The organism is Dyadobacter ginsengisoli DSM 21015, from assembly GCF_059568735.1.
In genome coordinates this window covers 51291-75860 of record NZ_JCANTY010000011.1, presented here as the reverse complement: position 1 = coordinate 75860, position 24570 = coordinate 51291, and the positions used below count along the sequence as shown (strand labels likewise).

Here is a 24570-nt window from a genome sequence, read left to right as displayed (position 1 = left end):
ACGAAGCTGCTACTAGTAGACAGTCGCTGCAATAACCTTCTCTTGTTCACTTAAAGACGTAAGATCTATAAATGTCGTAATTTTCGGTATCGAAGCACGCAAAAATTACTTTTTCGATTGTATCGGCGCTTGCCAAAAATTCGGACACGGTTTCAACGGCAACTTTGGCAGCTGTCGCTTTGGGAAACCTGTAAATGCCTGCGCTAATATTGGGGAAGGAGATTGTACGAATCTGGTTCTCGATCGCCAATTTGAGGCTATTGCGGTATGCAGATGCTAACAAGGCGAGCTCATTGCTGTTGCCGCCATTCCAGACTGGCCCAACTGTGTGTATAACGAATTTTGCCGGTAATCTTCCCGCAGTAGTGATTACTGCTTCTCCGACTTTACAACCGCCTTGTTTATCTCTGATTCTTCGGCATTCTTCTAGTATCGCACCGCCACCGGCGCGATGAATTGCGCCATCGACACCGCCTCCGCCCAGCAGTGAAGTGTTTGATGCATTGACGATGGCATCGACTTGAATTTTAGTGATATCACCTTGTATTACTTCTATCATTGCTGGGTTACCTTACCCTGGTTCTTCACCCTTAATCTTGGTTGTAACATTCTTTCGCCCTACCGGAACGAATGGTGTAAATGCAAAGAAAGTTGTTTTAAACTATCAGATGAATGGAGATGCAAACATTTTTGCGGCCGTGGTATTAATCCGCTGCGACGACGCTGGAAGCAAAAGTATCCAGCAAAGCCAGGTTAATCAAGACAGTAACGGACCATTCACTTGACGTCGGCCAGTTGAATAAGTTAATGGGGAAGGTATGGTAGCTTCCAAATTGGAGCTGTCATTGGCGATAATTGATAATTTCCCAATGGCATATTTGGGGCGCTTAGGACTTTTGTTAACCGCTGGCGAGAATGCCAGCGGCTGTCGACGGGGTTGATGTGCTCTTTGTAGGACCTGCGGATCTTCGCCTCGCACTGTCGGCGGAACCTGTGGCGGGAATCGAATTTCAGGCGGCGCTTGCCAGGGTAAGTGCAGCCGCCAACCAATGCGGCAAGCAGGCAGGTATCCTTGTGAGAAACCCGGCTGATGTGCACGAGCTGCGGGCCGCCGGTTTCACTTGTCTGGCGCTGGGATCGGATTTGTCGTTTCTTCGTGAGGGTTTTCTTGGGGTGGCGGGCATTTAGGTGATAACGCTTCTTTGAGATGCGAATTTGCTGTAAATCACAAACCAGAACCCAAATCTGCACAAAAAGTCACTATAAAATAGGCTGATAAAAGCACCATCCTTTCTTTTTCGTATGGCAAACAAAATCCTTTGCAAAAAGCATTTAAAGAGTTTGGAAAGATCATTCGTACCAGATTTATTCTCCGCCATTACGACGATCTTGAATTACGGCAATCCGTGGAAAAACAGCTAAACCACATCGAAATGATGAACCGGTTTGCCAAATCAATTTTTTTTGGTAATAATCAGGAATTTACCGTTGCGACCAAACCCGAGCAGGAGAAGATTATTCTATGCAGACGGTTTATACACCTGACAGCTCCTCAATAAGAAACTTAAAAAAATGGATATTGAAGGCTCGCGTGCAGATCCATAGGCTAGTAGAGTGGCTGGATGAGCAAGTGAACTTAACAACTCCCGGTTACATAGTCAAATTTGTAAGTGACTTTGAAGTCTCAAATGAGCGTTTCGCTTCCTAAAAGTTTGAGGCTTGCATAAGATTTCCTTCTTCAATATACCGTGATCTTGGTATTGATAATAATTGTCAGACAAAGCAATTTTGAAATGTCAGAGGCTCACAGCTTTAATTATTTCAACCTTGCTAAAAAAATATCTTATGAAAAGCATGTTACTGTTATTGATCACGCTTTCCACTTTTAGCGCAATTCCGAGTTACGGCCAGTCCTGCTCCGGGGACTTTACGGTTAGCCAGAATACGATTTGCTTAACCCAATCCATTACGTTACGGGTGGCAGCGTGTGTGGACGACGGCACGGTTACCTGGTCATATGCCACCTCTGAGAATGGTACGTATACAGACATTGGCACAAGCCCGATGATATGGTTCAGATGTAACGCGTCATTTACTTATACACCCACTTCGGCCGGAACATTCTGGTACAAAGCTTCTTTCGTATCCTCATCTGCAACTCCTCCTCCTCCGTGTTCCTGGAACCCGGTACAAGTGGTAGTAGGGGCTGGCGCTGTACCGCCTGCTCCCACCATTACGGCAGCTACTACCTGCCCGAATGTCACATTATCCATTACCGGTCCTGTTGCAGAATACAGCAAAGAATGGCAAAAGCTTTCAAGCCCTAATCCAGATTGGGGAGTGGTGGAAGGGGAGACGGGCAATTCTATGATCGCGCTGCATGGTGGCAGCACGTCAAATCCTGATCAGTATCGTGTAGCATATAAAAATGCGTTTTGCATAGGTTCGCCTAGCAACGCTATTTCTATATCAGATTATGGCATTGCCCCATTTTATTCAGGTTCGACAACGTCCGAATTTTACTTTACAAAGTATGCGGGCGATGGTGTTTATGAGGTAAAGGATAATTGTGGCAAGCTGTTTGCAAAATTTCAGGGTGAAGGCGGAGGTTATCCTACTTATCGCATGAAGGGAAAAGTAACGATCGATGGCTCTATGAATTCTCATCTGGGCAGACCTTATTTAAACCGGCATTATGATTTCGCTCCGGCACCTGACGGTACGTATCCGAGTACACCTCCCAGATATCAGGTAAGTCTGTTCTTTTCCCAGCAGGAGTTCGACGCATTCAATGTGGCTACAAGCCATGAAACACCAAAGCTCCCACGTGAACCCAATGGAAGCTCGGGGCACTTTGATGATAACGGTTATTTTGTTGAGGGAGAGGGGGGCGGAGAAATATATTATGGACATACCAAACTACGTATTATTCAAGGACATGGCGAACCTTCGGTTCCTGGTGGCGGGCCAGCAAGTTATGCTTCGGCTGAGACGTTGGCAGGGTGCCAGTTTGAAGGTAGTTGTGGCGGCCTTTTGAATATCACCACCCATTGGAATACCTTTTACAGTTTGTGGGAGGTTAAGATTACAAATCTTACCAGTTTCTCCGGCTTTTTCGTCACCTCCGAGAATGCCCAACCGCTGCCTGTAACCCTTCTCAACTTCAATGCCCAAAAACAGGAAAATGGCGTAATGTTAGACTGGCAGACTACCGAAGAGACCAACAGCGAACGGTTTGAAATTCAGTATAGTACCGATGGGGAACAATGGAGGGAGATTGGGAGGGTAAATGCTACGGGCGACAGCAGGACATTGCAACGCTATACATACATGCACACAAATCCTGCCCCGCGCGATAACCTGTATCGGATGAAAATGGTCGATCGGGATGCTACGTTTGCCATGTCGCGGATTGTATCCGTGAATATGAATGGTACTCCTGATCTGAATGTTTATCCAAATCCGGCAACGAATTCCGTATCTGCAACCTCCGAGCAGGCCATTATTGGTTACCGGCTGGTTTCGCCGGCGGGGAAAATCGTCAGCCAGAATAGCCGGATCCGTACGACACATCTGGAACTGGGAAATATCAGCGTTCCCGCCGGACTGTATGTATTGACACTAAATTTTGAAAACGGGGGCATTGAAAACCGAAAACTGGTTGTTAAATAAATGCGGGCGAAAATAAAAAAAATGGAACTCGTATGGCTGGTGATTTCATTGCTGGCCATACTGGTCGCTATCGTTGAAATATTTATGATGTGACTTATTTAGAGGTATTGTCTTCCATGGGTTATAGATTATATTTAGCGATAACCGCTCCTTTATGAACCGATTGCTAATTGTCGACGATCACCGGATATTCACAGACGGAATCCGCTTTCTGATCGAACATACGATGGACCTGGAAGTGGCAGGTGTGCTGCATTTCGGCAAGGAAGTAATTCCTTTTTTATCCGAAAATCGTGTTGACCTGATACTTCTGGATATCGATCTGCCGGATCTGCCCGGTTTTGAAATTTCCAAAATGATTAAGAAATCTTATCCACAGATACGAATCCTGGCGCTTTCAATGCTGGATGATGTGGGTTCGATGGATCGCATGTTCCAGAATGGTGCGCGAGGATATTGTATTAAAAGCGATGGGAGAGAAAAGGTTTTTAAAGCCATTCAGAAAATCCGCGAAGGTGGGACTTATTGGCCAAAGTCGTTTCAAAAAGTATTAAATGGTCAGAACGGGAAAATGTATGAAAACCGGCTGACTGAGCGTGAAAACGAGATCATCGAATTGATTTGCAATGGATTGACTTCGGCAGCAATCGCCGAAAAGCTGTTCCTGAGCTCCCGGACGGTTGAAACTCACCGAAAGAATATTTACCGGAAACTGAATGTGCACACCAATGTGGAACTGACGCATTATGTTAAAAAGCATTTGATCCTAAAAAATCCGGCACATTGAAAAAGCTACCATATTTTGGGATATTGATGTTGCTGACCGTTTTTTCCGCAGTAGCGCAGATCCAGCCGACGGAAAAGGGATTTTCGGAGCTGCCCTCGGACAAGTATACTTTTGATCATTTTTCAGCGGATCACGGGGCTGAGGTTCTGGGCGGGGGGCGGATAAGACGGCATAATGATTTTACCTGGATGTCAGGATTTGCATTGGCCAACGAGATCGTGCGATTCGACGGGATCAACTTCAAGTTTGCAGAGTTGTATTTCCGCGATTCACTTATAAAAGCAAGCACATATTATTATTTGTTCGATCATAAGGGACAGCTTTGGTACGGGGCCAGAGGGAAAATATATTTATGTAAAAATCCGGATTCGTGGACGAAAAAGGCCGGTCAGTCCGGAAAGTACAAATTGCGGATAGACAGCATTTACACCGAGATCCTGGACAAGAATTTTGTTACCAACATAATAGGCGAAGATAAGAAAGGCAATCTGTGGATTGCGCAGTCGTCGGGCAAGTTATTCTGTTTTAATCCGGACAGCGGAAAAAGGAAAATTTTTAAATTTCCGGAAGGACAAAAGGTTGTCGATTGGCTGCTCGATAAGCAGGGGAGGGTCTGGGTTATATCAAATAAGGAATTGTACGTATTTGATTCCATTACGCAGAACTTCACGCCTGTTTCGATCCTAAACGCAATGGGAGTGCCTGCTACCACCGAGTTAAGGAAAATTTGCTCAGATGCACAAAGCACTATATGGATTGGAACTGACCGCGCAGGTATTTTCCAGTTCCCATTTAATGCAGCTAGCATGGGTAGCGCGCTATCCCAATTTCGAAGATCACCCCTACAAAATTACAAGTGCGATATTGTAATAGATATTTTACAAGACAAAAACAACCGGATCTGGGTGGGTACGCAGGATCTGGGAATAGCCATCTACGACTATAAAATAAAGAAATGGGAAAATCTGAGATATGACAGAAATAACCCTTCCGGCATAGGTTTTAAATATGTGGGTGCGATGCATGCCGATACTCATGGAATGGTTTGGATAGGCTCAGCCATGGGAGGAATTGACTTGTTTGATCCGGGCAAGAACAATTTCAGACTGCTTGCGCAGGTCGATAATGAAAACAAAAAAACATCTGAATCGAATTATTTGTATTTCGGCAGCGGCGATTCCCTTTATGTTTTTGAAGGCACGCAGGATTACGAATTGATTTTTTCAATAAAAGAACGGAAATACAAAGCCGCTTTCAGAAGTGGGCTGCCACTTTTACCTGAACAAGTTCAGATTTGGATTAAAGACCGGACAAACAGGGAATGGTTTGTAAATAACCAGGGAGTTTATACATATGATCTGAAAAGGAACAAACTCGATCTTTATCCTTTTCCGGATGGCAGGCAATACAAGATTTTCACTGTGAATGTCGCAGCAATAATTAACAAATATAATTTCGGTGAGGTAGATAAGGGCCAGGAAATATGGATTGGGGACGAGAAAGGTTTGAGCCGGTTCGACATCGATACAAGGAAATGGATTGATAATTCTTCTCTCCCCGCTAATCTGAGAAATATTATTTCGGAACGAAATATCACAATGATTAAAGCTGGTTCGGATAATTCAGTTTACATGTCGGGAGTCTATATGCCAATGGTGAAATATGATATTGGAAGCGGGAAAGTGCATTTGGCAGGATATACGAATAAGGTGCAAAGTTCTTATTATATTGTTGAAGATGAGTCTTCCGTCTGGGCGGGCACTGATTTGGGTCTTTTTGAGCTCTCAAAGGACAATCTTAAAGTAAAAGCGAAACACAATCTGGGAAATTACGAATATCCGGCGTCGTCCGTTTCTAATATTTTCCGGGATGAAAAGAAGCATTTGTGGGTTTTTGGTACAACGGAACTTATTGAATATTTGCCGGGCAAAGGAGTGATAAGCAAATACAGTTATAAAGAGGAATTGAAAAACAGTCCCCACGCTCTCAATGCTATCTACCAACATAAGGACGGCACCGTCTTTTTTTCAGGAATCAAAGGGATTTCGTATTTCAAACCCAAAGACCTTAAAGTAAACAATTTTATCCCCCCAGTACGAATCACGGATATTCATGTGATGGGCGATTTCTATCCTAGCGATTCCAAAGAACTACGACTAAACTACAGGCAAAATTTTCTTGACTTTGAGTTTGTTGCCCTCAACTTCACCAATGCTGTTAAAAATCAGTACCAATATAAAATGGACGGAATTGATGAAAAATGGGTCGATGCCGGAACAAAACGAACGGCCAATTACACCAACCTCCCGCCCGGAGATTACACGTTCCGGGTAATCGGCAGCAACAATGACGGTATCTGGAACAAAAAAGGTGCTTCTGTCAAGATCACGATCCTGCCGCCCTGGTGGGGAACTTGGTGGTTAAGAGGTCTATTGATCATTCTGTTTGCGGGAGGTGTTTATGGCTTGTTCCGCTACCGCCTGGCCCAGCAGTTGCGCCAGCGCGAAGCCGAGATCCGCGCTTCATTAATGGCGCAGGAAGCGGAGCGGCAGCGGTTTTCGAGGGAGCTGCACGACGGGATCGGGGCCAACCGTGTTTGTTTGCGCTCGGAGAGGCTATTGGCAGGTTCGGTCGATGAAATCCGGAGGCTGATCCACGATATGCACCCACGAAATCTGAAAGAAATGGGTTTGGTCAGAGCCGTTGATGATATGGTTAGTTTAGTGAATCTGGGCAACGGTTTAAAAGTAGAGCTTGATGCACAAAACGTCCCGGAGCATTTGCCGGAGCAGGTGCAGATCAACCTGTTCAGGATTGTTCAGGAGCTTCTGCAGAATGCTATGAAACATTCTGGGGCTTCCAGCGTCCACTTGAATTTTGCGTGTAAGAAGGAGATGTTTTTTTTATTATATGAAGATAATGGTGTGGGTTTTGACACGTCCATTGCTCCGGTGGGTAATGGGCTTATCAATATCAAAAACAGGGTGATGCTGCTTAAAGGGGAAATGCGAAGCAGATCTTCCTCCGGCCAGGGCACTGCTATTGAAATTGATTTTGAATTTATGGCTCATTAACGTGTAGTATTCGGTGTAAAAGATTCAAGTGCAAGCGGGCCTTTTAATTAGTCCCGCGCACAGCTGGAACAGATCGCAAGAATATCAGGGAAACTAAAATGGGGGCGCCAATATAGAGAGTAGGAGCGTATGCCGGAAGTACACGATTTTGTAATACTTAACTCGCTTGGCCATGCGTCGTTTTCTAACCTTTCTGTTAGTGCCATTGTCATTCATTTATGGATACGCACAGACTTCTGATGGGCAACCAGAGTTTCCTGTGCAGCCCTCGGACAAGTTCATTTTTGAGCATTTCATCTCGGATCCCGCGGACGGGCTAGGTACACTAGGTCTCGCGCAGATAAGGAAGCATAATGGATTTATATGGTCGTCAGGTGGCAGTCTGTTTAATGAAATCATACGGTTCGACGGGGTGACCTTTAAATCTGCACAGTTATATTTCCGGGATGCGCTCATAAAAGCCAGCACCTACTATTTCTTGTTTGATCGCAAAGGGCAGCTATGGTACGGGGCCAGGGGAAATATATTTATGTGTAAGAAACCGGGCTCGTGGGTAAAAAAGGCGGGCTCGACTGATAAATACAAATTGCAAATAGACACCATTTACACGGAAGTACTGGAGCAGGATTACGTTACCAATGTCATTGGCGAAGACCGGCAAGGTAACTTGTGGATTGCACAGTCTTCCGGCAAATTATATTTGTTCAATCCCGAAAGCGGAGTGAGAAAAATTTTCAAGTTTCCAGCAGGGCAACAGGTTGTCGATTGGTTGCTTGATAAACAAGGAAGGGTTTGGGTGATTTCAAATAAGGAACTATACGTACTTAATTCCAGAAAACACAACTTCACTCCAGTTTCTATCGGAAAGGCAATGGGAATTTCCGCAGGCACTGAACTAAGAAAAATATTCTTAGACATACAGAATAATCTATGGGTTGGAACCGATCGCGAAGGAGTCTTTCAATTTACATTCCGTTCCGGTAAGAGCGGGAGCATTCTTTCTCAGTTTCGGAAACCACCTTTACTGAGTTATAGGTGTGGTAACGTTCAAGGGATCGTTCAAGACAAAGATATGCGGATCTGGGTAGGGACACACGATCAGGGACTATGCGTTTACGATTATAAAACAAAAGTGTGGGAAAAGGTCAGGCATAACCGGAGTAACCCGTCGGGTTTGAGCTTTGATGGAATCGGTACAATGTTCGCTGATTCAAATGGTGCCGTATGGATAGGAATGGCGATGGGAGGCATAGAGATGTTTGATCCGGATAAGAATCTGTTCAGACTACTCACAGAGGTCGATAACGGGTATAAAAAGACATCAGAGACCAGTCATATGTATTTTGGAAGGGGCGACTCCCTGGACGTATTTGAAAGTGGGCGAGACTACGAATTAGTATACTCAATTAAAGAAAGGAAGTACAAGCCTGCGTTTAAAAGTGGGCTGCCACGTTTGCCGGCGATCGTTCAGATATGGATAAAAGATGAAACCAACCGGGAATGGTTCATCAATAATCAGGGAATTCATACCTACGACTTAAAAAGATGCAAGCTGGACCTGTATCCTTTTCCCGATGGGCGGCAATATAAGATTCCTATTGTAAATACCGCGGCAATAGTTACTAATGCGAGTGCGGGTCGTGGGAGATCAGGCCGCGAAATGTGGATCGGCGACCAGCAAGGTCTGATCCGTTTCGACATCGACAAAAGAGAATGGCTAGATAATTCGGACCTGTCTGTAAAGCTGCGAAACATAGTTGCAGGCAAATCCATTTTTCTGATTAAATCAGGCTGGGACGGTTCTGTTTACATCTCGGGAGCGTATGTCCCTTCTCTAAAATACGAAACCGGAAGTGGAAAAGTGCATTTGGCAGGCTACGGAAATGAAGCAAAATTCACTATGTTTCTCTTCGAAGAAGAGTCGTCGGTTTGGGCAGGTACTGATCTGGGCCTTTATGAACTTTCAAAGGCGGATTTCTCTGTAAAGGCAAAACATCACTTAGGTGAAAGTGAGTATCCGGGATCGCTTGTTTCGATGATAATACGGGCCCACAACAAACATTTTTGGGTTTTTGGCAGTACCGAACTCATCGAATATCTCCCGGGAAAAGGCGTGCTGAAAAGGTACCGCTATGACGATGAATTGAAGGATGCTCCGAATTCACTATCTTCCATATACCAGCACAAAGACGGCACTATCTTTTTCGCCGGACACAAAGGTATCATTTATTTTAACCCCAAAGACCTGAAGACAAACACCTTTGTCCCGCCTGTCCGGATTACTGATATCTATGTAATGGGCAAGTCCCAGTCGGCTGATTCAAAAGAATTACAGCTGAAATACAAGCAAAACTTCATTGACATCGAATTCATAGCTCTCAACTTCACGAATGCCGCTAAAAATCAATATAAATATAAAATGGAAGGCATTGACGAACAGTGGATTAATGCCGGAATCAAACGAACGGCCAATTACACCAATCTCCCGCCGGGCGAATACACTTTCCGAGTGATCGGCAGCAACAATGACGGGATCTGGAATAGAGAAGGCGCTTCTTTGAAGATCACGATCATGCCGCCCTGGTGGGGAACTTGGTGGTTCAGGAGTTTACTGATCATTCTTTTTGTGGGAGGTATCTTTGGCCTCTTCCGTTACAGGCTATCTCAACAGCTACGCCAGCGCGAAGCCGAGATCCGGGCATCATTAATGGCGCAGGAAGCGGAGCGGCAGCGGTTTTCGAGGGAGCTGCACGACGGGATCGGGGCCAACCTTTCTTTGTTGAAAATGTATTTGTCATCCTTCGGCGATTCAGATGTACCGATGGCTGAACTGAAAGAACGCTCGGAGAGGCTATTGGCAGGTTCGGTCGATGAAATCCGGAGGCTCATCCACGACATGCATCCGCGAAATCTGAAAGAAATGGGTTTGGTCAGAGCGGTGGATGATATGGTTAGTTTAGTGAATCTGGGCAACGGTTTAAAAGTAGAGTTTGATGCGCAAAACGTCCCGGAACATTTGCCGGAGCAGGTGCAGATCAACCTGTTCAGGATTGTTCAGGAGCTTCTGCAGAATGCTATGAAACATTCTGAGGCTTCCAGCGTCCACTTGAATTTTGCGTGTAAGAAGGAGATGTTTTTTTTATTATATGAAGATAATGGTGTGGGTTTTGACACGTCCATTGCTCCGGTGGGTAATGGGCTTATCAATATCAAAAACAGGGTGATGCTGCTTAAAGGGGAAATGCGAAGCAGATCTTCCTCCGGCCAGGGCACTGCTATTGAAATTGATTTTGAATACGCCTACCAATACGTCGAAGAAACCGGGCTGTTGTCAGGTGTGCCAGCCTGTATCGAAAGGTATTTCGACTATGAAGCCTTCGCGAAAGATTTATTTTTAGAAGGTTTGATTATTGCTTCCTCTTTTTCCGGGTGGAATAAAAAGAATAAAGAGCCGTTCGATGCGGCTGCATCGAACGGCTCTTTGGGTATTAATAATCAGCGAACACATGACCTTCGTATTCACTCAAATGCTGACTATTATTTTCCAGTCAAAAAACATCGACTGCAAGCTACAATCGATGTTTTTGATTGGTAACGTAAAACAAGCAGCAATGGAAAAGAAGGGCAAGCAAACTGAGGAGCGTTCAGCGTTATTCACGCATCAATTAATCACTTTGGCGGATCTAGAAAAATTCAAAGAGCAAATGCTGTCTGAAATGAGAAGGCTGCTTGCAGGCGGAGGTGATCTACCATCCAAACAATGGCTCAAATCCCGGGAGGTACGGAAGTTGCTCGATGTGTCACCCGGCAAGCTACATGTCATGCGCGTAAATCGCCAACTTAGTTTTATGCGAATCGGTGGTGTGATTTATTACGACCGGGCAGATATCGACAAAATGTTTGAAAAGTTTAAAACTGCGGCGTTCAAATGAAGCAAAAACGATGTTCATCTGGCTTTGGGAGCCAGTGCCCCCCTGACGAAAATCACGTCAGGGTTTATTTTTTACAGCAAGGATCAACAGAGTTCGACGCTCACGCATTCTTTCACCATTTGAAAACCAAGTCGTGGAAGAATGACCAAGGGGCATTGGTAAAAAATTGGAAACGGCTCGCTTGGAATTGGATATGGCAACGAAGCTCGATTTCAGTGAAGCACTACAAAGAGCATCCAGATGATATATCGTCATGTAGCCGGTCACACGTAGGCTACGCAATGCATTGGCGCAGTATAACCATTAATTAATGTCCGATTCCGGAAAAATCCCCGGATTGTAAAAGATCTTTTGAGAAGTATCACACCATTCATATTCTGCTAATGAATGGTGTGCTTAAGATTCCTCGCTACTTGATTCGGCGCTATGATCGTACCGCGCTTGTCGTGGTGTAGGAGTCGTGCATCCCTGAGCATAGACTTACCATGCCGGACGGCCTTGGGTCTGAGTGTCGGTTAGCAACTATTACCTTTTAAGTTGCGTGTTACAGCGATGTCAGCCGAAGATGGTCTTAACAAGCTCCGTGTCCATGTATTCACGTACTTCCGTAATCTTTCCATCTTTCAAACGTAGTACAATGCCGTAGAGGTTGTTGTAATCGAGACCATCCTTGGTTCGTGATTCGCCCTCCGCCTCGACGAAAACCTGATCGCCCTCTGCAATCGCGTTGGTAACCGTGATCTTTATGGGGCCTTCGAGGCGATTGAGCAACACAGGCACGTAGTTGTCCAGAATGTCCTTCTTGCCGCGGTAAGTCCCAGTGAACAGGTGATTGCCGAAATAGGTGAGCGTGATGTCATCTGCCATGCTGTCGAAGTAGCCGGCGACATTTCCTGCCTTCAGCGAGGCATAGGCCTGCAAAACGATTTGCTTGTTTGATTCAGTTAAATTAGCCGAAATGTCATTCTTTGATTGTGTCATGATTTCTGATTTTTAAATTTATATTGTTCAACAAAACTACTTCCTCGCAGTGTCGTTGAGCGATGACAAATGATAAAAAAGAGCCTTGACAAATATCAACGGTTGTGTATATTCGTTCATGGTTGATGGTAGGGCAACTAGGCGTATGTGCCACCCTTGGTAAGTGCTGGATGTAGACCCCAGGCAGGGCGGCTACTGGCTGCAACATTACGAAGGAGAATGTAGCTCAATCCTTAAATTTTCGCCTTATGCATGACTCACTGATTTCATATGTCAATAGGTACTCCGGCATGCCCTTGAATAAGCAGGAAGAGGACCTTGTTCGAAAGACCTTTTCGGCCAAGAGACTTAAAAAGCGCCAGTATTTTCTTCAGCAAGGCGATGTCTGCAAGCATTTTTGTTTTATTGTCAGCGGAGCAATGAGGCAGTATAGCATTGATGAGAAGGGAATCGAGCATGTCGTACAGCTGGGCATCGAGAACTGGTGGATGGGCGACAGGGAAAGCATTGTCATGCTGACACCATCAAAATACAACATTGATGCCTGGGAAAATTGCGAACTGCTTACCATTAGCCATGCAGATACCATCTGCCTACTGGACCAAATACCTTCGGTAAGGAAGATGCTCCAAATAATGGAGGAGAGAAACTCGATCGCCAACCAGAAGCGTTTGAATTCCACAATCAGCCTTGCAGCCGACTCCCGTTACGCAGATTTTGTAAGGGAGTACCCTGATTTCTTACAGCGATTTCCGCTACATATCATTGCATCCTATCTTGGAATTACCAAGGAAACACTGAGCAGGGTCCGTAGGGGCACCATTCTTTGATCTTTGCCCAATGGTATTACCATGCCAGCGTGGATTTGTAATCGGGGCGTAAATAAATTTGCGTTTGTAGAGGTGATCCAGTCTCACATTCGAGTGTATTCTGAGAGTGCATCAGTCAGCTAAAAAGCCGGCTAGAAATATTTTCTGACCGGCTTAGCCTTCATGCATCAATGAATTTATAATTCGGGTTGAAAATTCACTTCTTTAAGCGTGCCTCGGGTTAAAACAGTTATTATTTGAATCCTCCTGTTACGTCAATTTCTTGTCCCGTTACCAGACGGGCTGCATCACTTGCGAGGAATACTGCTGCATTACCGATGTCTTCGGCCGTCGCTAACTGACCCAAAGCAGTCCGGGTTATCATGGCGTTAACGAATGGATTATCGGTATTCGGAAGCAATCCCAGGCTCGCAAGCCCTTCGGTCAAAATCATGCTGGGGATTAAAGAGTTTACACGAATGTTTTTAGGTCCCAATTCCTGCGAAAGTGACCAAGTCAACAAACTCATAGCTGCTTTGGTCGCGCCATAAACGGATAGCGTATTTTCTGGCTTGGTAGCAGCAACAGAACTGATATTGATAATACTGCCGCCCTTTCCCTCAAATAGTTTAAGCGCTGCTTGTGATGCTAACAGCGTACCCAGAACATTGACGTCAAACATGTTGCGATATGCATCCTCTGTAAAATCGCCAAGGGGTGTAGTCCAGTAGATGCCAGCATTGTTTACCAGAATATCTAAACCCCCAAAGGTTTTGTTTGTTTCTTCGAAAAGACGCGTTACTTCCTTTGACTTAGAGACATCACCTTGGACAGCGATCGCAGTTCCTCCATGATTTGTGATTTCCTTTACGACTTTGTCAGCGTCAGTCTTGCTTGTTACATAATTTACCACAACGCTGGCGCCTGCGGCGCCGAGTTGTTTGGCAATACCTGCACCTATTCCTTTAGACGCCCCAGTTACAATTGCCACCTTGTTAGCCAATTTTTTACGCATAGTTTTTTTGTTTTTTATTTATCAATTATTGATCCTTTTGTACTAGCGCTAACCCTCAGCTTTGTTGTAAGGATCGTGTGATGTGCTCGTTGAATTCAATGTTTTTATTTCACTGTCCACCATCTTGCTTTGGATTGGTTGGGAAAAGTGAGCGGATTGCATCTAGTATTTCCTGGTGTGAAGGCGGCGTTGTTCTAGCCATCAGGCTGCCTGTCGTAGGATCTCTTAGCTGCGCAGCTTTTTCCCTGATGTTTTCGTGGTCAGCTAGGGCCTCTTCAAGTTCGGTAGCGTTTAATTCCGTGCAATATGAAGGCATGCCGGGTTGATGTCTCCACGATTCTGACAATGGCCCGACATCGACAGGGTCAAAGCCGATTTCGTCAATGAGTCCGCATACAATGCTTTTTGCCTTTTCATCATCCCCTGAAACCGCCATCGCGATCCGGCCAGGTTCGCCTTTCGCTTTTGCACGATTCTCAAGTGTATAGGATAACAGGTTATTGAAAGCCTTCACGACTGGTCTTCCTAATTCCTGGGAAACCCAGATGCTTTCTAATCTGTCTACGAAACCATTTTCCATATTGCCGTCACGATAAGGGTAATAGTTGGTTGTATCAATGATGATAACACCATCCGGAACGCCTGCGAACAGGTCACCAGGTAGACGAGGTATAGCTTTGGTTGGAATGGACACAATGATGACCTCTACGTCTCGAACCACGTCTTTAATACTTGCAGCAGCAACACCCAATTGTGCAGCTGTCTCTTTTAATACACTCAGGGGGCTGGCGTTTGTTACTTTAACCTTATGGCCAGCGCCCGCCAACTTCCTTGCAATGGTTCCTCCCAAGGCACCGGTGCCTATTATTCCTATTTTCATATGCATTGTTTTGCCAATTTTCATTTCTTTAGCTCTGCGTTTCACCTGCTGCCGCTACTGTTGAGCAAAAAGGCATGGCTGTCCTTCGCGAGCTTTTAGCACGCGCGTACCTAGCGGACGATCGCGATATTTCCCGTGCTATTTTTGAGTGGAAAACAGAGGAGATTTATCCGTCAACTTTGTAAAAACATCGTAGGGCAAAACTACGACCTACTCATCAAAGAGACATTTGCAAATCAAATGAAAAAGTATGCGATTCAAATATTTTGAGGCTTCAAGGCAGGGATGTTCTCGTTGTTTCGAAATGACTTTGGTGTATCCTTGGCGTGCCTCTTGAAAAATGTTACAAAGTTATTCGGGTACTCGAAGCCAAGCATATAAGCGATCTCGGCAACGTCGGCGTTGCTGTGTTTTAGAAGGGCTTTTGCTTCTGTTATCACTCTTGAGGCAATGATTTCAGAGGTTTTTTTTCCAGTCAATTCTTTTACAGCGGCGTTTAGATAATTAACATGTATCGCCAATTCCTGCGCAAAATCCTTCGGCGTTTTCAACCTGATGGGATGCTCCACAGAATCAATCGGAAATTGTTTTTCAAGTAAGTTGAAAAAATTGGAGAGAATACGGATTGACGCAGACTTATTGGCGGAGGTCCTGCGGGAACTGTTTTGGAACTTGAAGGCTTTCTGCAGAAGTAGTTGAAGATAAGTGGCAAGTATGTCATACTTATGATGGTAGTCCCCTTGAATTTCCTCGTACATGTCCTCAAAAATGACACGTATTTCATCGGCAACTTCGTCCGTAAGTGCAAATACCGGGACAGACCCGGGGGTGAGCAGAGCTGATTGCTGAAAGTAATCTTTGTTCGCCAGTTTCGATTGGAAGTAGCTGTCGAAGTAGCAATAATAAGATGGTCTTTCTTCGGACAGCGACTGCCAGTAGTATGGAATCGTAGGATTAAAGAAGATCAAAACATTTCCATCAATCTCAATATACTCATCTTTTATCTGCAGTACCCCATTGCCCTTGATCAATGAAATCTTGTAAAAATCACTTCTGTGCATTGGTCGGGTACGTTCACAGATTTCGGACTGGTTGAATACATTAAAATGATTCACTTCGGCCAACAACTTGTATTCTGCTAAACACGCGCTATTGGTGGCTACTAATTCCTTCAAGCCAGAAATTTCCTGCATTTTGCAAAGGTATTCAAATCAAATCAATTTCAGTAGCAAGATCTCACGCCAAATCGCCGTTGTTACCGGACCTGTCCTTTCACGGCGTGACTTACTTGCAAGGTTTCATCCTGTGATGAGTGTCGGCGGGAAGCAGGAATTATCCTTTCAGGTCGCCCATTCCGAAATATTCTCATCTGATAGGCTGGCGTAAAACGTAATGTTAAACATTTTAATCCCGCCGACTGGATCCACTATCTATTGATTATGGTTCCATAAAGAACATAAGTTTTGGTCATCAATTGTACATCGTAGCAAAACCGGCATAATGGCATCACAGCTGAACATTCCTTTGCTATCGATACCTGTCGGCTACAAACCGACAATTATTAACAGATAAGCAAGCGCCTCAAAGAGGCGCTTATTTGGTCTTTCAGCCTTGTCAGACGAGGAGGAAGTAGTCTTCGTCATCGATTGGTTCACAAATGGCTAATTTTAATGACTTGGATGGATTTGAGGCTTACTCGAAAATGATAATAATTTTTCCTTGGGTATGCCCCTTTTCGATTTCCCGATGGGCATCGGCCATTGCATCAAGCGGATAGGTCGCTGCCACATGCGGCACGAGCTCCGCTTCCGTTAACAGTTTAGCAATGAACTTCATATCCTGCCCATTTGATAATACCATATTATAAAACGCATTGACATTCAGGCGGTCGGCCACCGCTTTTTCGTCACTGTTAACATTTGACCACAGGCTGATCAATGAACCACCCGGCTTGACGACCTGCATAGTTCTTTGAATATGTCCATCCTGCTTGACCGCCTCTATCACAAGGTCAACATCTGCAATACGATCCTCAAACCGGCCGTGCTGGTAGTCGACAAATTCATCAGCGCCCAACGAGATAACAAAGTCCTTTTTTGCTTTTGATGCAAGGGCGATTACATGAGCACCAAAATATTTGGCGAATTGGACAGCAAAATGCCCTACACCTCCGCCGGCCGCAGTGACCAGGACGCGATCACCCTTTTTGATGCCAATTTTCTGAATCGGTTGCAGGGCGGTTAGCGCAGCCAGCGTGGCTGCAGCAGCTTGCTCATGGCTGATGTTGGTGGGCTTATGTGCCAGGTCAGAGGCAGGCGCAGCTACAAATTCGGCATAAGTCCGCCCGATGTACGGGTGCCGCAAAGCGCCGAAGACCTCGTCGCCCATTTTAAAATCTGTAACCCGGGTCCCGACCCCAACAACCTCGCCAGAGATGTCCCATCCGGGGATCAATGGCTGGTCGCTACCAAACACCCAGCTCACTTCCTTGTTACTACGGACGATGGTGTCGGCCGGATTGATACTGACCGCCTTTGTCCGCACCAGGACCTCGTCGTCTTTGATCTGCGGAATGGGCACCAGTGCCATGGCAAAGTTCTCAACTCCGCCATGACCATTAATTGTCATTGCTTTCATAAGTCGTTTGAAACGCACCCGGTTACGATTGTTTGCTTTTACGGCATGCTTTTGTTATCCATCCGGGATTTGCGAACAAAATTATGGCAACTTCCGCGTAACTTTGCCGCAGGTATCACCGTTGATACCTGCCCGTTTATGAGCCCAACGGATAACACAACCCAAATTCAGTCCCAGATCAGGGCGTTGCAGGATACGATCTACGTGATCGGTGGTAAATGGAAGCTACCGATCATCCATTCCATTTGTAAGGGGAACAAACGGTTTACCGATATTCAAAACAGTATACCTGGTATTACCAAACGGATGTTGTCCAGAAGTTTGAAAGAATTGGAAGACAATAAATTGATCGTCAGAAATGTCGATCCCGATTTTACTGCAACTATTGAATACGAGTTCACCCAATACGCTCTTGAATATGGGAACCTGATATTGGAAATGATCCGTTGGGGAGAGAACCATCATAAAATCATCACTGGTAAGCCATAAAGTCGGCAGGCGCTAATGGCTGCTGGAACGCCAGTAAATATACGGTCGGCAGGAACGGGACTATTAGTGTAGCAATATCAGCGCGCTTTCAACCATTCGTTCACAAGCGGCCTGACTCATTCCGGCTTTGGCCGAGACAACGATCCCGTTAATACAGTTTTGCAAATAGTCGGCCATCGTCTCAGCATCCAGGCTATCTGAGAACTGACCTGTTTTCTTGCCGTGCGCTACGAAGTGAAGCAACGCTCTCCTGGTTGCATCGATACTCTTCTTCACGATTTCAACTGCTGCCGGCTCATCAGGACCAAACTCTATAATCGAGTTGATCAAAAAGCAGCCCTGTGGCATACCCCCCGGATACGTGCCCTCGATCGACAATTTGAAGATCAGCCTGATCCCGGTCAGCGGCTCCTGAGTGTTCGCAATAATTTCTTGCAGCGATACGACCGTCTTCTCGTGATACCGGTGAAGCGCTTTGAGCAGCAGTGAATGCTTGTCCCCAAAAGTGTTGTACAGGCTCGACCTGCTGATGTTTAACGTGTTCACCAGTTCCTCCGGCGTGGTACCGCGGTACCCGCGAACCTTAAAAAGCTCGATTGCTTTATCTAAAATTTCCTGTTCGTTGAAGTTTCGGTTTCTAGCCATTGCCTAGTGATTAACGCCAAATTGGAACTGTCGTAACAAAAATACAAAAATACTGGAACTAAAATTCCAATATTTCCATTCTGGAACTATAATTCCAGAATAAACCAGATTCATCATGAAAACACTAACAGAAAAGGTCGCATTCGTTACAGGTGGTACACGCGGGATGGGCGAAGCGATTGTCAGAAGACTAGCCTCAGAAGGCGCCAGCGTCGCATTCACATATGTCAGCTCAGAGGAGAAGGCCAAGAAGTTGGCTGACGAAATAAAAGACAACGGGGGAAGCGCCCTGGGAATCAGAGCGGATGCCGCACAAAATGGGGCTTTGACCAAGGCAATAAACGAGGCCGTCGAGAAATTCGGAAAAATCGATATCCTGGTCAATAATGCTGCAATCGCAGTCGCAGGGCCACTGGATCAAGCTGCCGAGAAGTCGGGGGACTATGACCGTCAGGTGGACGTGAACATCCGGGCAGTTTCCGAAGCAGTGCGTGCCGCTGTGAAACATATTCCGGAAGGCGGCAGGATTATCAATATCGGCTCAGTGGGTGGTAAAAGAATTGGAGGCCCCTTCATGTCGGATTATGCCGCAACCAAAGCCGCCATTAGCGGCTACACCCGCGGACTTGCCTGGGACCTGGCTCCCCGCAATATCACGGTGAATACCGTTGAGCCAGGAGCGATCGACACGGATATGATGCCCGCTGACCCGGCGGTCCGTGAGGCATTCACTAATGCAATTCCACTCAAAAGGTTAGGGAAACCGCAGGAAATTGCCGCTATGGTGAACTTCCTCTCAGGCCCGGAAGCAAGCTATATCACAGGTAGCAGTTTTGCGGTTGATGGAGGAATAAACGCATAATTCAAGACCAGTTATCATTTAGTAGCCAGGTGGAATAGGATCTTAATAACTAAGCCCAAACCACCTGGTTCAACGAAATGTTACATGCCTTGTTAACGAATAATCAACACTTTAAACACTCGGCGACCTGTTGTAAGTGTCCTGTAACGACAGACAGGTTGAAATTTAAGAAATTTACCATTCCGGATCTGGCTAGTTTGTTTGCGAATATGCCGTCCATGTTGTCGGTTGTGTACCATTTATGAATCGCAGAATTTTCGCTCTAACATTCTAGTGGGGTGGTACCTCGGCGGTCAAAATTGTCAATCAAGACCGCCAAAGCAATAACTAGGTCGGGCATCATAAAGCTTTTCGAAGCTAATGCGCGATTTTCTCACGCGGCAATGACGCATCGTAGTTCTAATGTTTCTATGGCCAAGCATCTTGCTGACATCTTCAAGAGGAACGCCATTGTTGAGCATCATATCCGCAAAAAAATGTCTGGCATCATGAGTGTCCAGCCTTCTGATATTTCCTGTTATGTCGCGAATATCGCAGAGGTCTGCTAGCTCCTTCAGGTAGGTATTGTACCTGAAATTGCTGTTCACCGGAATCAGCTTATCGTGTGCAACACAGTACGGATGCTCCTTGTACTTTTCAATCAGCTCCTCAACAATCGGCAGTATCGGCACCATTTCGCCGACCTGCGTTTTTCCTCGTTTACGGACAAGCCACCTTTCCCTCTTCGGCCCGACAAGCGTTATGCTATCACGGGTGAGTCCATGGATGTCTTGGTAAGCAAAGCCAGTAAAGCACTGAAAGATGAAGGCGTCACGCACCTCTGCCAGCCTTTCAACATGCAGCTTCTTTCGGTGAATTCTTTCCACCTGTTCAAATTCCAATGGGATTACTTCAACATCTCCGCCCGAGCATTTAAAACCTTCCATCGGGTTGCGCGTTATGAAATCTTTTTTTACACCGATTTTTACAATCTGCCTGGTCCATTTTAGATCCTTGCGGGCAGATACCTCCGCGAGTGGTTTGGGCTTGTGTAGCGTTAGGTATTCGTAAAGTTCTTCTGCAAACAGGCCAGATAGCTCTGAAAAATTTAAGTCCGATGTTTTGTACTGAAACTTGATAAATGCAGTGATATGCCTTTTAAGTTTTCGCCAATGCCGCAGTGTGTTGTCTGAGCGCATCCTGCGCTGAACCATCAATTCAAATTTTTCGATATGTTCGTCGAATGCTTGAAGCAGGGTCTGTTGCTTCTTCAAACCTTGCTTGGGCGCATCACTTTTGTCTTCCACCGGTTTGCCTTTGAAGACATTTTTGAGCATGGTAGGCGTGATGCATTCAAACTGCGATTGCAGCACCATGAATTGGGAAGTGAGTGAAGTGCGTGCCTGATCGATGGCAATGTTGATCAGTTTGGCTTCCATTCCTGAGGCAGTAACCTTTTTGGTTTGGTTGCACCAGTCCTCAGCGGCCACTTTTTTGCCGAGGGAGATTTCGTCATCGAGACCATCGATGGTAATCCGGACATAAATCGGCGCCTTGCCGTCTTTGGTTGCTTTGGCTTTGAATAGCCAGAAGAGGATCGAAAGTTTCTGATTGCTTTTCATCCTTCACATTTTTAAGTGATCTAATGTTCCCTGCGGGGACTTCCCGCAGGCGACGCATCGATTTCCTCAAAACCACATCACACAAGCTATTTTCGGAAATTCGGTTACCTAATTTAGAAAATCAGATAGGTAACCGAAACGGTAACCGAATCGGATAGGTTACTTTGATCAGGAATGATTCAGAAATTTTGAAACAAGCTGATTTTCAGAACAATTTAAAACAAAAAAGCGCCCTTTGAGGCGCTTTAAGTGATCCCGCTGGAATCATACTTTTCCAGATAACGAATTGCTTATCAATTACTTGTATCCTGTCAAATCTTTTACTCACCTTGTCACTCACCAAATTGTGGTGACGGGCTTGCAATTAGGTCAAAGATAGGGAAATTTATAAAACTTTCCTGCCAGCGACTTAGGAGCGAATGGGCGGCCAGATTCAATTGTCCGACAATTGTAGATCTGGCCGATTGCGGGCAAGAGGCAATCTTTAAATTCTTCACATAAGTTATGCAAGTAGATAAGGAAGAAAAGTCATATCAATCCTAGCATGATACTTTCCTTATGGACTGTAAATTGTGCCAATACGGACGGGAAAATGGGGTAGACAATTCCGACAACCTGGTCTTCGTATTAAGAAATTTAAGTCTACGTGCATTGCATCAGAAAACCACTAATCTTGTCCTTGTCGCACCAAAAGGCATAACAGATACCTCCACTTCCAAAAGATACTTCCCCGCCTTCCGTATCAGGTAATTCTGAATCGAACTGCATCAAAAAGTTCATCTTTTCACCACACAATGGACACTTCGGAACTTCCGCATTCTGTATCCACGTCGGTTCACCTCCGAGTCTGAAAAGATTTTCCCTGCTATTCGAAGATGCCCAATCTTGTATGCGCCATCTATCCGGCGTTTCGGCTAAGCCAACCAAAGTAGATTTAATCGGAAAAGGCTCGTAGTTATTAGGCTTATTAATGGCGCCAATCCTGTTAGGCTGGCCACCTCTGTTATGCTGATAAAACAATTCGTGGAATTCATTTAGCTCACTAAGATGAACCCCGAAAGTGACAGTTGAAAGGCCTGACACTCCTGACTCTGAAAAAGAATCATCCAAAGTCAGCAGATGTACAAATATATTTTCAGTGGTTTCATCTAATATGCCACCGAATGCAAAACGACTATCAGAACGAAGGTTCCAGGTGGGATGCTGATCTTTATTGAGGTGAATGGGGCGATCTGCTGAAAAGTAGTTTTTGGGGAAGGTAAAATGTCTGACGTGGTTCATGCAATACCTTTCAATCGTGCCATTTCGGACAGTAAAACCCACCGATTCCATATCTCCGGTAAGCCTTATGCCAATTTCCTTTTCACCGAAAAGCTCACTTTTACAAGCGTACTGTACCGCGAAGTTAACGGTTGCGAAGTCTCTTGTTGCTAGCAAACATTTGAATAGAAAAATACGATCGTCTAGACTTGTTCCAGAGTCTAATAGAGCAGCCTTGAACTGGCTTATTTTGTTCGTCGTCAAATTTCTCCAAGGGTATGAAGCGTAATAACTGCCACTGTTTGGTTGTAATTCGAAGATCAGACTCACATGGTCTCTTAGTAATTCGGGGAATTGGAGACTTGCACTGTGAATTAGATCTTCTGCGTTCTCGTTCTCCTCGTAAGCCAAGATGGCGAGCGCTTGTTGAATCAACTCTGCAAATTGGTTGCGGGAGACGTAGCTCAATGCATCTTTAAAGATTGCTGCCGATTTTTTAAAGGCCGAAAGGAACTCTTGTGCGAAAGAGTCGATCTCGTGTGTCTGTTCAGTCAACTCAAAAAGTCGCTCATAAAGCCTGGGAGTTTTCCATCCAGTAGCCTGAAAATCCGAAATGAGTTCTTTGCTTTTCTGAGCCATTGCGCGAAGATTACAGAAGCAGGCAAATTAGCAAAATCCGCCCGAACAATGTACACTCGACATTGTAGACAAGTAGGCACGGGAGTATCAAAAACCCAGTTTTCATGGAATATTAATAAAATTCTTCCGCCCGCGACTTCGGAGCGTTTGGGCGGCCAGATTCAATTGTCCGACAATTGTACATCTGGCCGATTGGGGTTAAGAGGCAATCGTAGCTTTGCATGAAGTGCATGACAAGTGAAGCGCAACTCGAAATTGTCATACTAATGTTTTTAAGAGCAGTACTTCCAGGGAAAGTACAGCAACACTTTTTGTACTCGCAAAAACTTCTGCCTACTGCCCGGTCGGCTATTACACACCTAAGACTAGTTTTGTTTTTGCAACAAACCAAGGAACTGGCTCACAGCCATTGCTTTCGTCATTTAGATAGGCAAGAACCTGATCGGAGTTCATGTCACTATCAAAGAGCCCATATTCGTTCAAGTTTAATTCGAATTCGTTTGAAAATTCTGCTCCGAGATCATGACAATGAAAAGTGTGAAAGTCCCCGCTGAACTCGATACCTATATAATCAAAGCCTAAAAACTGATCATTGTTTGTTTCTTCAATGCCTTTCAGAAGTGTTAACCGAAGACCAATTTCTCCCATTCCGTCCGACTGAGGTTTAAATTCGTCAAGGAGGTCAGCACGCTCGCGTTCATTAAAATACAGAGCGAAGACTTTAATGTCATCTAGATGTGAAAAGAACGTGGTTTTGTATTCCAAAGCCGTCTCAATATCAGTGAATACGTTAACCCAGCCCAATTTATGTTCATTGTGATTTTTGTCAACCCAAGCTCTGATTAAGTGGATCTCCCTGTTTGAAAGCTGGAAATTTTCTTTTGCCTCTTCTGCTTGTTCATCATTGTCAATTGTCCAGCTGTAAGACCAGATATTGACCAGGTGGTCATTAATACACTTACTACAAGTGTGAATCATTGCTTCGCTGTATATTCCAAAATTCATTGGAACGAGCCTTGTCAGAAAATATCCTCCTAGATAATGCTTTTGCTTAAGATCTATCATTCAAGTTTCGATTTCTACTACGCTCGCCGCGGGTCTTTATTGACCCAGCGACGGGCGTTAATATACGTAAATTCGTCTGTGTCAGCTGTCATCAAGTGTCTGTTTATTTCTATCTAGGAGTTTGTAATTGACCCACGTGTTTAGTTCGGCTGCCGGCGACCATTTTCAGGAGATTGGAATTTTTATAAAATTCTCCCGCCAGCGAATTCGGAGCGTTTAGGC

At 45.1% G+C, this 24570-nt stretch carries 20 protein-coding genes; 10 read left to right on the top strand and 10 right to left on the bottom strand.

Annotated elements, in window-relative coordinates; translation table 11 throughout:
* Nucleotides 1-46 precede the first annotated feature (46 nt).
* Nucleotides 47-559: an O-acetyl-ADP-ribose deacetylase gene (locus BP71_RS32655; RefSeq protein WP_496385840.1), complete on the bottom strand. Its 513-nt coding sequence runs from the start codon at nt 557-559 to the stop codon at nt 47-49.
* Between the two features lie 356 nt (nt 560-915).
* On the opposite strand from BP71_RS32655, the gene BP71_RS32650 reads away from it, so the two are divergent.
* The 7 genes from BP71_RS32650 to BP71_RS32620 all read left to right on the top strand — a co-directional run bounded on the left by BP71_RS32650 (nt 916) and on the right by BP71_RS32620 (nt 11465).
* Nucleotides 916-1188, top strand: coding sequence for an aldolase/citrate lyase family protein (locus BP71_RS32650; RefSeq protein WP_496385839.1), 273 nt, complete (start codon nt 916-918; stop codon nt 1186-1188).
* A gap of 98 nt (nt 1189-1286) precedes the next feature.
* Nucleotides 1287-1559, top strand: coding sequence for a Tn3 family transposase (locus BP71_RS32645; RefSeq protein WP_496386056.1), 273 nt, complete (start codon nt 1287-1289; stop codon nt 1557-1559).
* 286 nt (nt 1560-1845) lie between these two features.
* Nucleotides 1846-3672, top strand: coding sequence for a T9SS type A sorting domain-containing protein (locus BP71_RS32640; protein ID WP_496385837.1), 1827 nt, complete (start codon nt 1846-1848; stop codon nt 3670-3672).
* 154 nt (nt 3673-3826) lie between these two features.
* Nucleotides 3827-4459 (top strand): LuxR C-terminal-related transcriptional regulator, encoded by a 633-nt coding sequence (locus tag BP71_RS32635; RefSeq protein ID WP_496385836.1) that lies wholly within the window; start codon nt 3827-3829, stop codon nt 4457-4459.
* Nucleotides 4456-7533 (top strand): sensor histidine kinase, encoded by a 3078-nt coding sequence (locus BP71_RS32630; protein ID WP_496385835.1) that lies wholly within the window; start codon nt 4456-4458, stop codon nt 7531-7533. The genes BP71_RS32635 and BP71_RS32630 overlap by 4 nt, the downstream gene beginning before the upstream one ends.
* A 172-nt stretch (nt 7534-7705) precedes the next feature.
* Entirely contained in the window at nt 7706-11128 is a 3423-nt protein-coding gene (locus BP71_RS32625; protein WP_496385834.1) for a sensor histidine kinase, read from the top strand.
* A gap of 16 nt (nt 11129-11144) precedes the next feature.
* Nucleotides 11145-11465, top strand: coding sequence for a helix-turn-helix domain-containing protein (locus tag BP71_RS32620; protein WP_496385833.1), 321 nt, complete (start codon nt 11145-11147; stop codon nt 11463-11465).
* A gap of 555 nt (nt 11466-12020) precedes the next feature.
* Here BP71_RS32620 and BP71_RS32615 read toward each other — a convergent pair.
* The gene (locus BP71_RS32615; protein ID WP_496385832.1) at nt 12021-12446 is read right to left on the bottom strand and encodes a nuclear transport factor 2 family protein; all 426 of its coding nucleotides are present in this window, start codon (nt 12444-12446) and stop codon (nt 12021-12023) included.
* A 248-nt stretch (nt 12447-12694) separates the two neighbouring features.
* Between BP71_RS32615 and BP71_RS32610 the strand changes: the two genes are divergently transcribed.
* Nucleotides 12695-13276, top strand: a complete 582-nt coding sequence (locus BP71_RS32610) for a Crp/Fnr family transcriptional regulator (RefSeq protein ID WP_496385831.1) — start codon at nt 12695-12697, stop codon at nt 13274-13276.
* 232 nt (nt 13277-13508) lie between these two features.
* Here BP71_RS32610 and BP71_RS32605 read toward each other — a convergent pair whose 3' ends face one another.
* The 4 genes from BP71_RS32605 to BP71_RS32590 all read right to left on the bottom strand — a co-directional run bounded on the left by BP71_RS32605 (nt 13509) and on the right by BP71_RS32590 (nt 17787).
* The gene (locus BP71_RS32605) at nt 13509-14270 is read right to left on the bottom strand and encodes an SDR family NAD(P)-dependent oxidoreductase (RefSeq protein WP_496385830.1); all 762 of its coding nucleotides are present in this window, start codon (nt 14268-14270) and stop codon (nt 13509-13511) included.
* A 109-nt stretch (nt 14271-14379) separates the two neighbouring features.
* Entirely contained in the window at nt 14380-15174 is a 795-nt protein-coding gene (locus tag BP71_RS32600; protein WP_496386055.1) for an NADPH-dependent F420 reductase, read from the bottom strand.
* 233 nt (nt 15175-15407) lie between these two features.
* Entirely contained in the window at nt 15408-16343 is a 936-nt protein-coding gene (locus BP71_RS32595) for a helix-turn-helix domain-containing protein (RefSeq protein ID WP_496385829.1), read from the bottom strand.
* Between the two features lie 499 nt (nt 16344-16842).
* Nucleotides 16843-17787 carry an NADP-dependent oxidoreductase gene (locus tag BP71_RS32590; protein WP_496385828.1) on the bottom strand — a complete coding sequence of 315 codons (945 nt, stop codon included), beginning with the start codon at nt 17785-17787 and terminating at the stop codon, nt 16843-16845.
* Between the two features lie 69 nt (nt 17788-17856).
* Here BP71_RS32590 and BP71_RS32585 point away from each other — a divergent pair, with 69 nt between their 5' ends.
* Nucleotides 17857-18276, top strand: a complete 420-nt coding sequence (locus BP71_RS32585; protein WP_496385827.1) for a winged helix-turn-helix transcriptional regulator — start codon at nt 17857-17859, stop codon at nt 18274-18276.
* Between the two features lie 63 nt (nt 18277-18339).
* Here BP71_RS32585 and BP71_RS32580 read toward each other — a convergent pair whose 3' ends face one another.
* Nucleotides 18340-18921 (bottom strand): TetR/AcrR family transcriptional regulator, encoded by a 582-nt coding sequence (locus BP71_RS32580; RefSeq protein ID WP_496385826.1) that lies wholly within the window; start codon nt 18919-18921, stop codon nt 18340-18342.
* Between the two features lie 115 nt (nt 18922-19036).
* Between BP71_RS32580 and BP71_RS32575 the strand changes: the two genes are divergently transcribed.
* On the top strand, nt 19037-19783 hold the full coding sequence (locus BP71_RS32575; protein ID WP_496385825.1) for an SDR family NAD(P)-dependent oxidoreductase: 747 nt from the start codon (nt 19037-19039) through the stop codon (nt 19781-19783).
* A gap of 302 nt (nt 19784-20085) precedes the next feature.
* Here BP71_RS32575 and BP71_RS32570 read toward each other — a convergent pair whose 3' ends face one another.
* The 3 genes from BP71_RS32570 to BP71_RS32560 form a co-directional block, all read right to left on the bottom strand.
* Nucleotides 20086-21384: a site-specific integrase gene (locus BP71_RS32570; protein ID WP_496385823.1), complete on the bottom strand. Its 1299-nt coding sequence runs from the start codon at nt 21382-21384 to the stop codon at nt 20086-20088.
* Nucleotides 21385-22026: 642 nt separating this feature from the next.
* Nucleotides 22027-23283 carry a hypothetical protein gene (locus BP71_RS32565; RefSeq protein WP_496385822.1) on the bottom strand — a complete coding sequence of 419 codons (1257 nt, stop codon included), beginning with the start codon at nt 23281-23283 and terminating at the stop codon, nt 22027-22029.
* Between the two features lie 351 nt (nt 23284-23634).
* The gene (locus BP71_RS32560; protein WP_496385821.1) at nt 23635-24348 is read right to left on the bottom strand and encodes a hypothetical protein; all 714 of its coding nucleotides are present in this window, start codon (nt 24346-24348) and stop codon (nt 23635-23637) included.
* Between the last annotated feature and the right edge of the window lie 222 nt (nt 24349-24570).

Excerpts from the sequence above, each read along its gene's own strand:
- BP71_RS32600 (WP_496386055.1), bottom strand. The coding sequence starts at position 15,174 with ATGAAAATTGGCAAAACAATGCATATGAAAATAGGAATAATAGGCACC.
- BP71_RS32635 (WP_496385836.1), top strand. The coding sequence starts at position 3,827 with ATGAACCGATTGCTAATTGTCGACGATCACCGGATATTCACAGACGGA.
- BP71_RS32560 (WP_496385821.1), bottom strand. The coding sequence starts at position 24,348 with ATGATAGATCTTAAGCAAAAGCATTATCTAGGAGGATATTTTCTGACA.
- BP71_RS32610 (WP_496385831.1), top strand. The coding sequence starts at position 12,695 with ATGCATGACTCACTGATTTCATATGTCAATAGGTACTCCGGCATGCCC.
- BP71_RS32575 (WP_496385825.1), top strand. The coding sequence starts at position 19,037 with ATGAAAACACTAACAGAAAAGGTCGCATTCGTTACAGGTGGTACACGC.
- BP71_RS32640 (WP_496385837.1), top strand. The coding sequence starts at position 1,846 with ATGAAAAGCATGTTACTGTTATTGATCACGCTTTCCACTTTTAGCGCA.
- BP71_RS32615 (WP_496385832.1), bottom strand. The coding sequence starts at position 12,446 with ATGACACAATCAAAGAATGACATTTCGGCTAATTTAACTGAATCAAAC.
- BP71_RS32580 (WP_496385826.1), bottom strand. The coding sequence starts at position 18,921 with ATGGCTAGAAACCGAAACTTCAACGAACAGGAAATTTTAGATAAAGCA.
- BP71_RS32570 (WP_496385823.1), bottom strand. The coding sequence starts at position 21,384 with ATGAAAAGCAATCAGAAACTTTCGATCCTCTTCTGGCTATTCAAAGCC.
- BP71_RS32565 (WP_496385822.1), bottom strand. The coding sequence starts at position 23,283 with ATGGCTCAGAAAAGCAAAGAACTCATTTCGGATTTTCAGGCTACTGGA.
- BP71_RS32625 (WP_496385834.1), top strand. The coding sequence starts at position 7,706 with ATGCGTCGTTTTCTAACCTTTCTGTTAGTGCCATTGTCATTCATTTAT.
- BP71_RS32650 (WP_496385839.1), top strand. The coding sequence starts at position 916 with ATGCCAGCGGCTGTCGACGGGGTTGATGTGCTCTTTGTAGGACCTGCG.
- BP71_RS32590 (WP_496385828.1), bottom strand. The coding sequence starts at position 17,787 with ATGAAAGCAATGACAATTAATGGTCATGGCGGAGTTGAGAACTTTGCC.
- BP71_RS32605 (WP_496385830.1), bottom strand. The coding sequence starts at position 14,270 with ATGCGTAAAAAATTGGCTAACAAGGTGGCAATTGTAACTGGGGCGTCT.
- BP71_RS32620 (WP_496385833.1), top strand. The coding sequence starts at position 11,145 with ATGGAAAAGAAGGGCAAGCAAACTGAGGAGCGTTCAGCGTTATTCACG.
- BP71_RS32595 (WP_496385829.1), bottom strand. The coding sequence starts at position 16,343 with ATGCAGGAAATTTCTGGCTTGAAGGAATTAGTAGCCACCAATAGCGCG.
- BP71_RS32655 (WP_496385840.1), bottom strand. The coding sequence starts at position 559 with ATGATAGAAGTAATACAAGGTGATATCACTAAAATTCAAGTCGATGCC.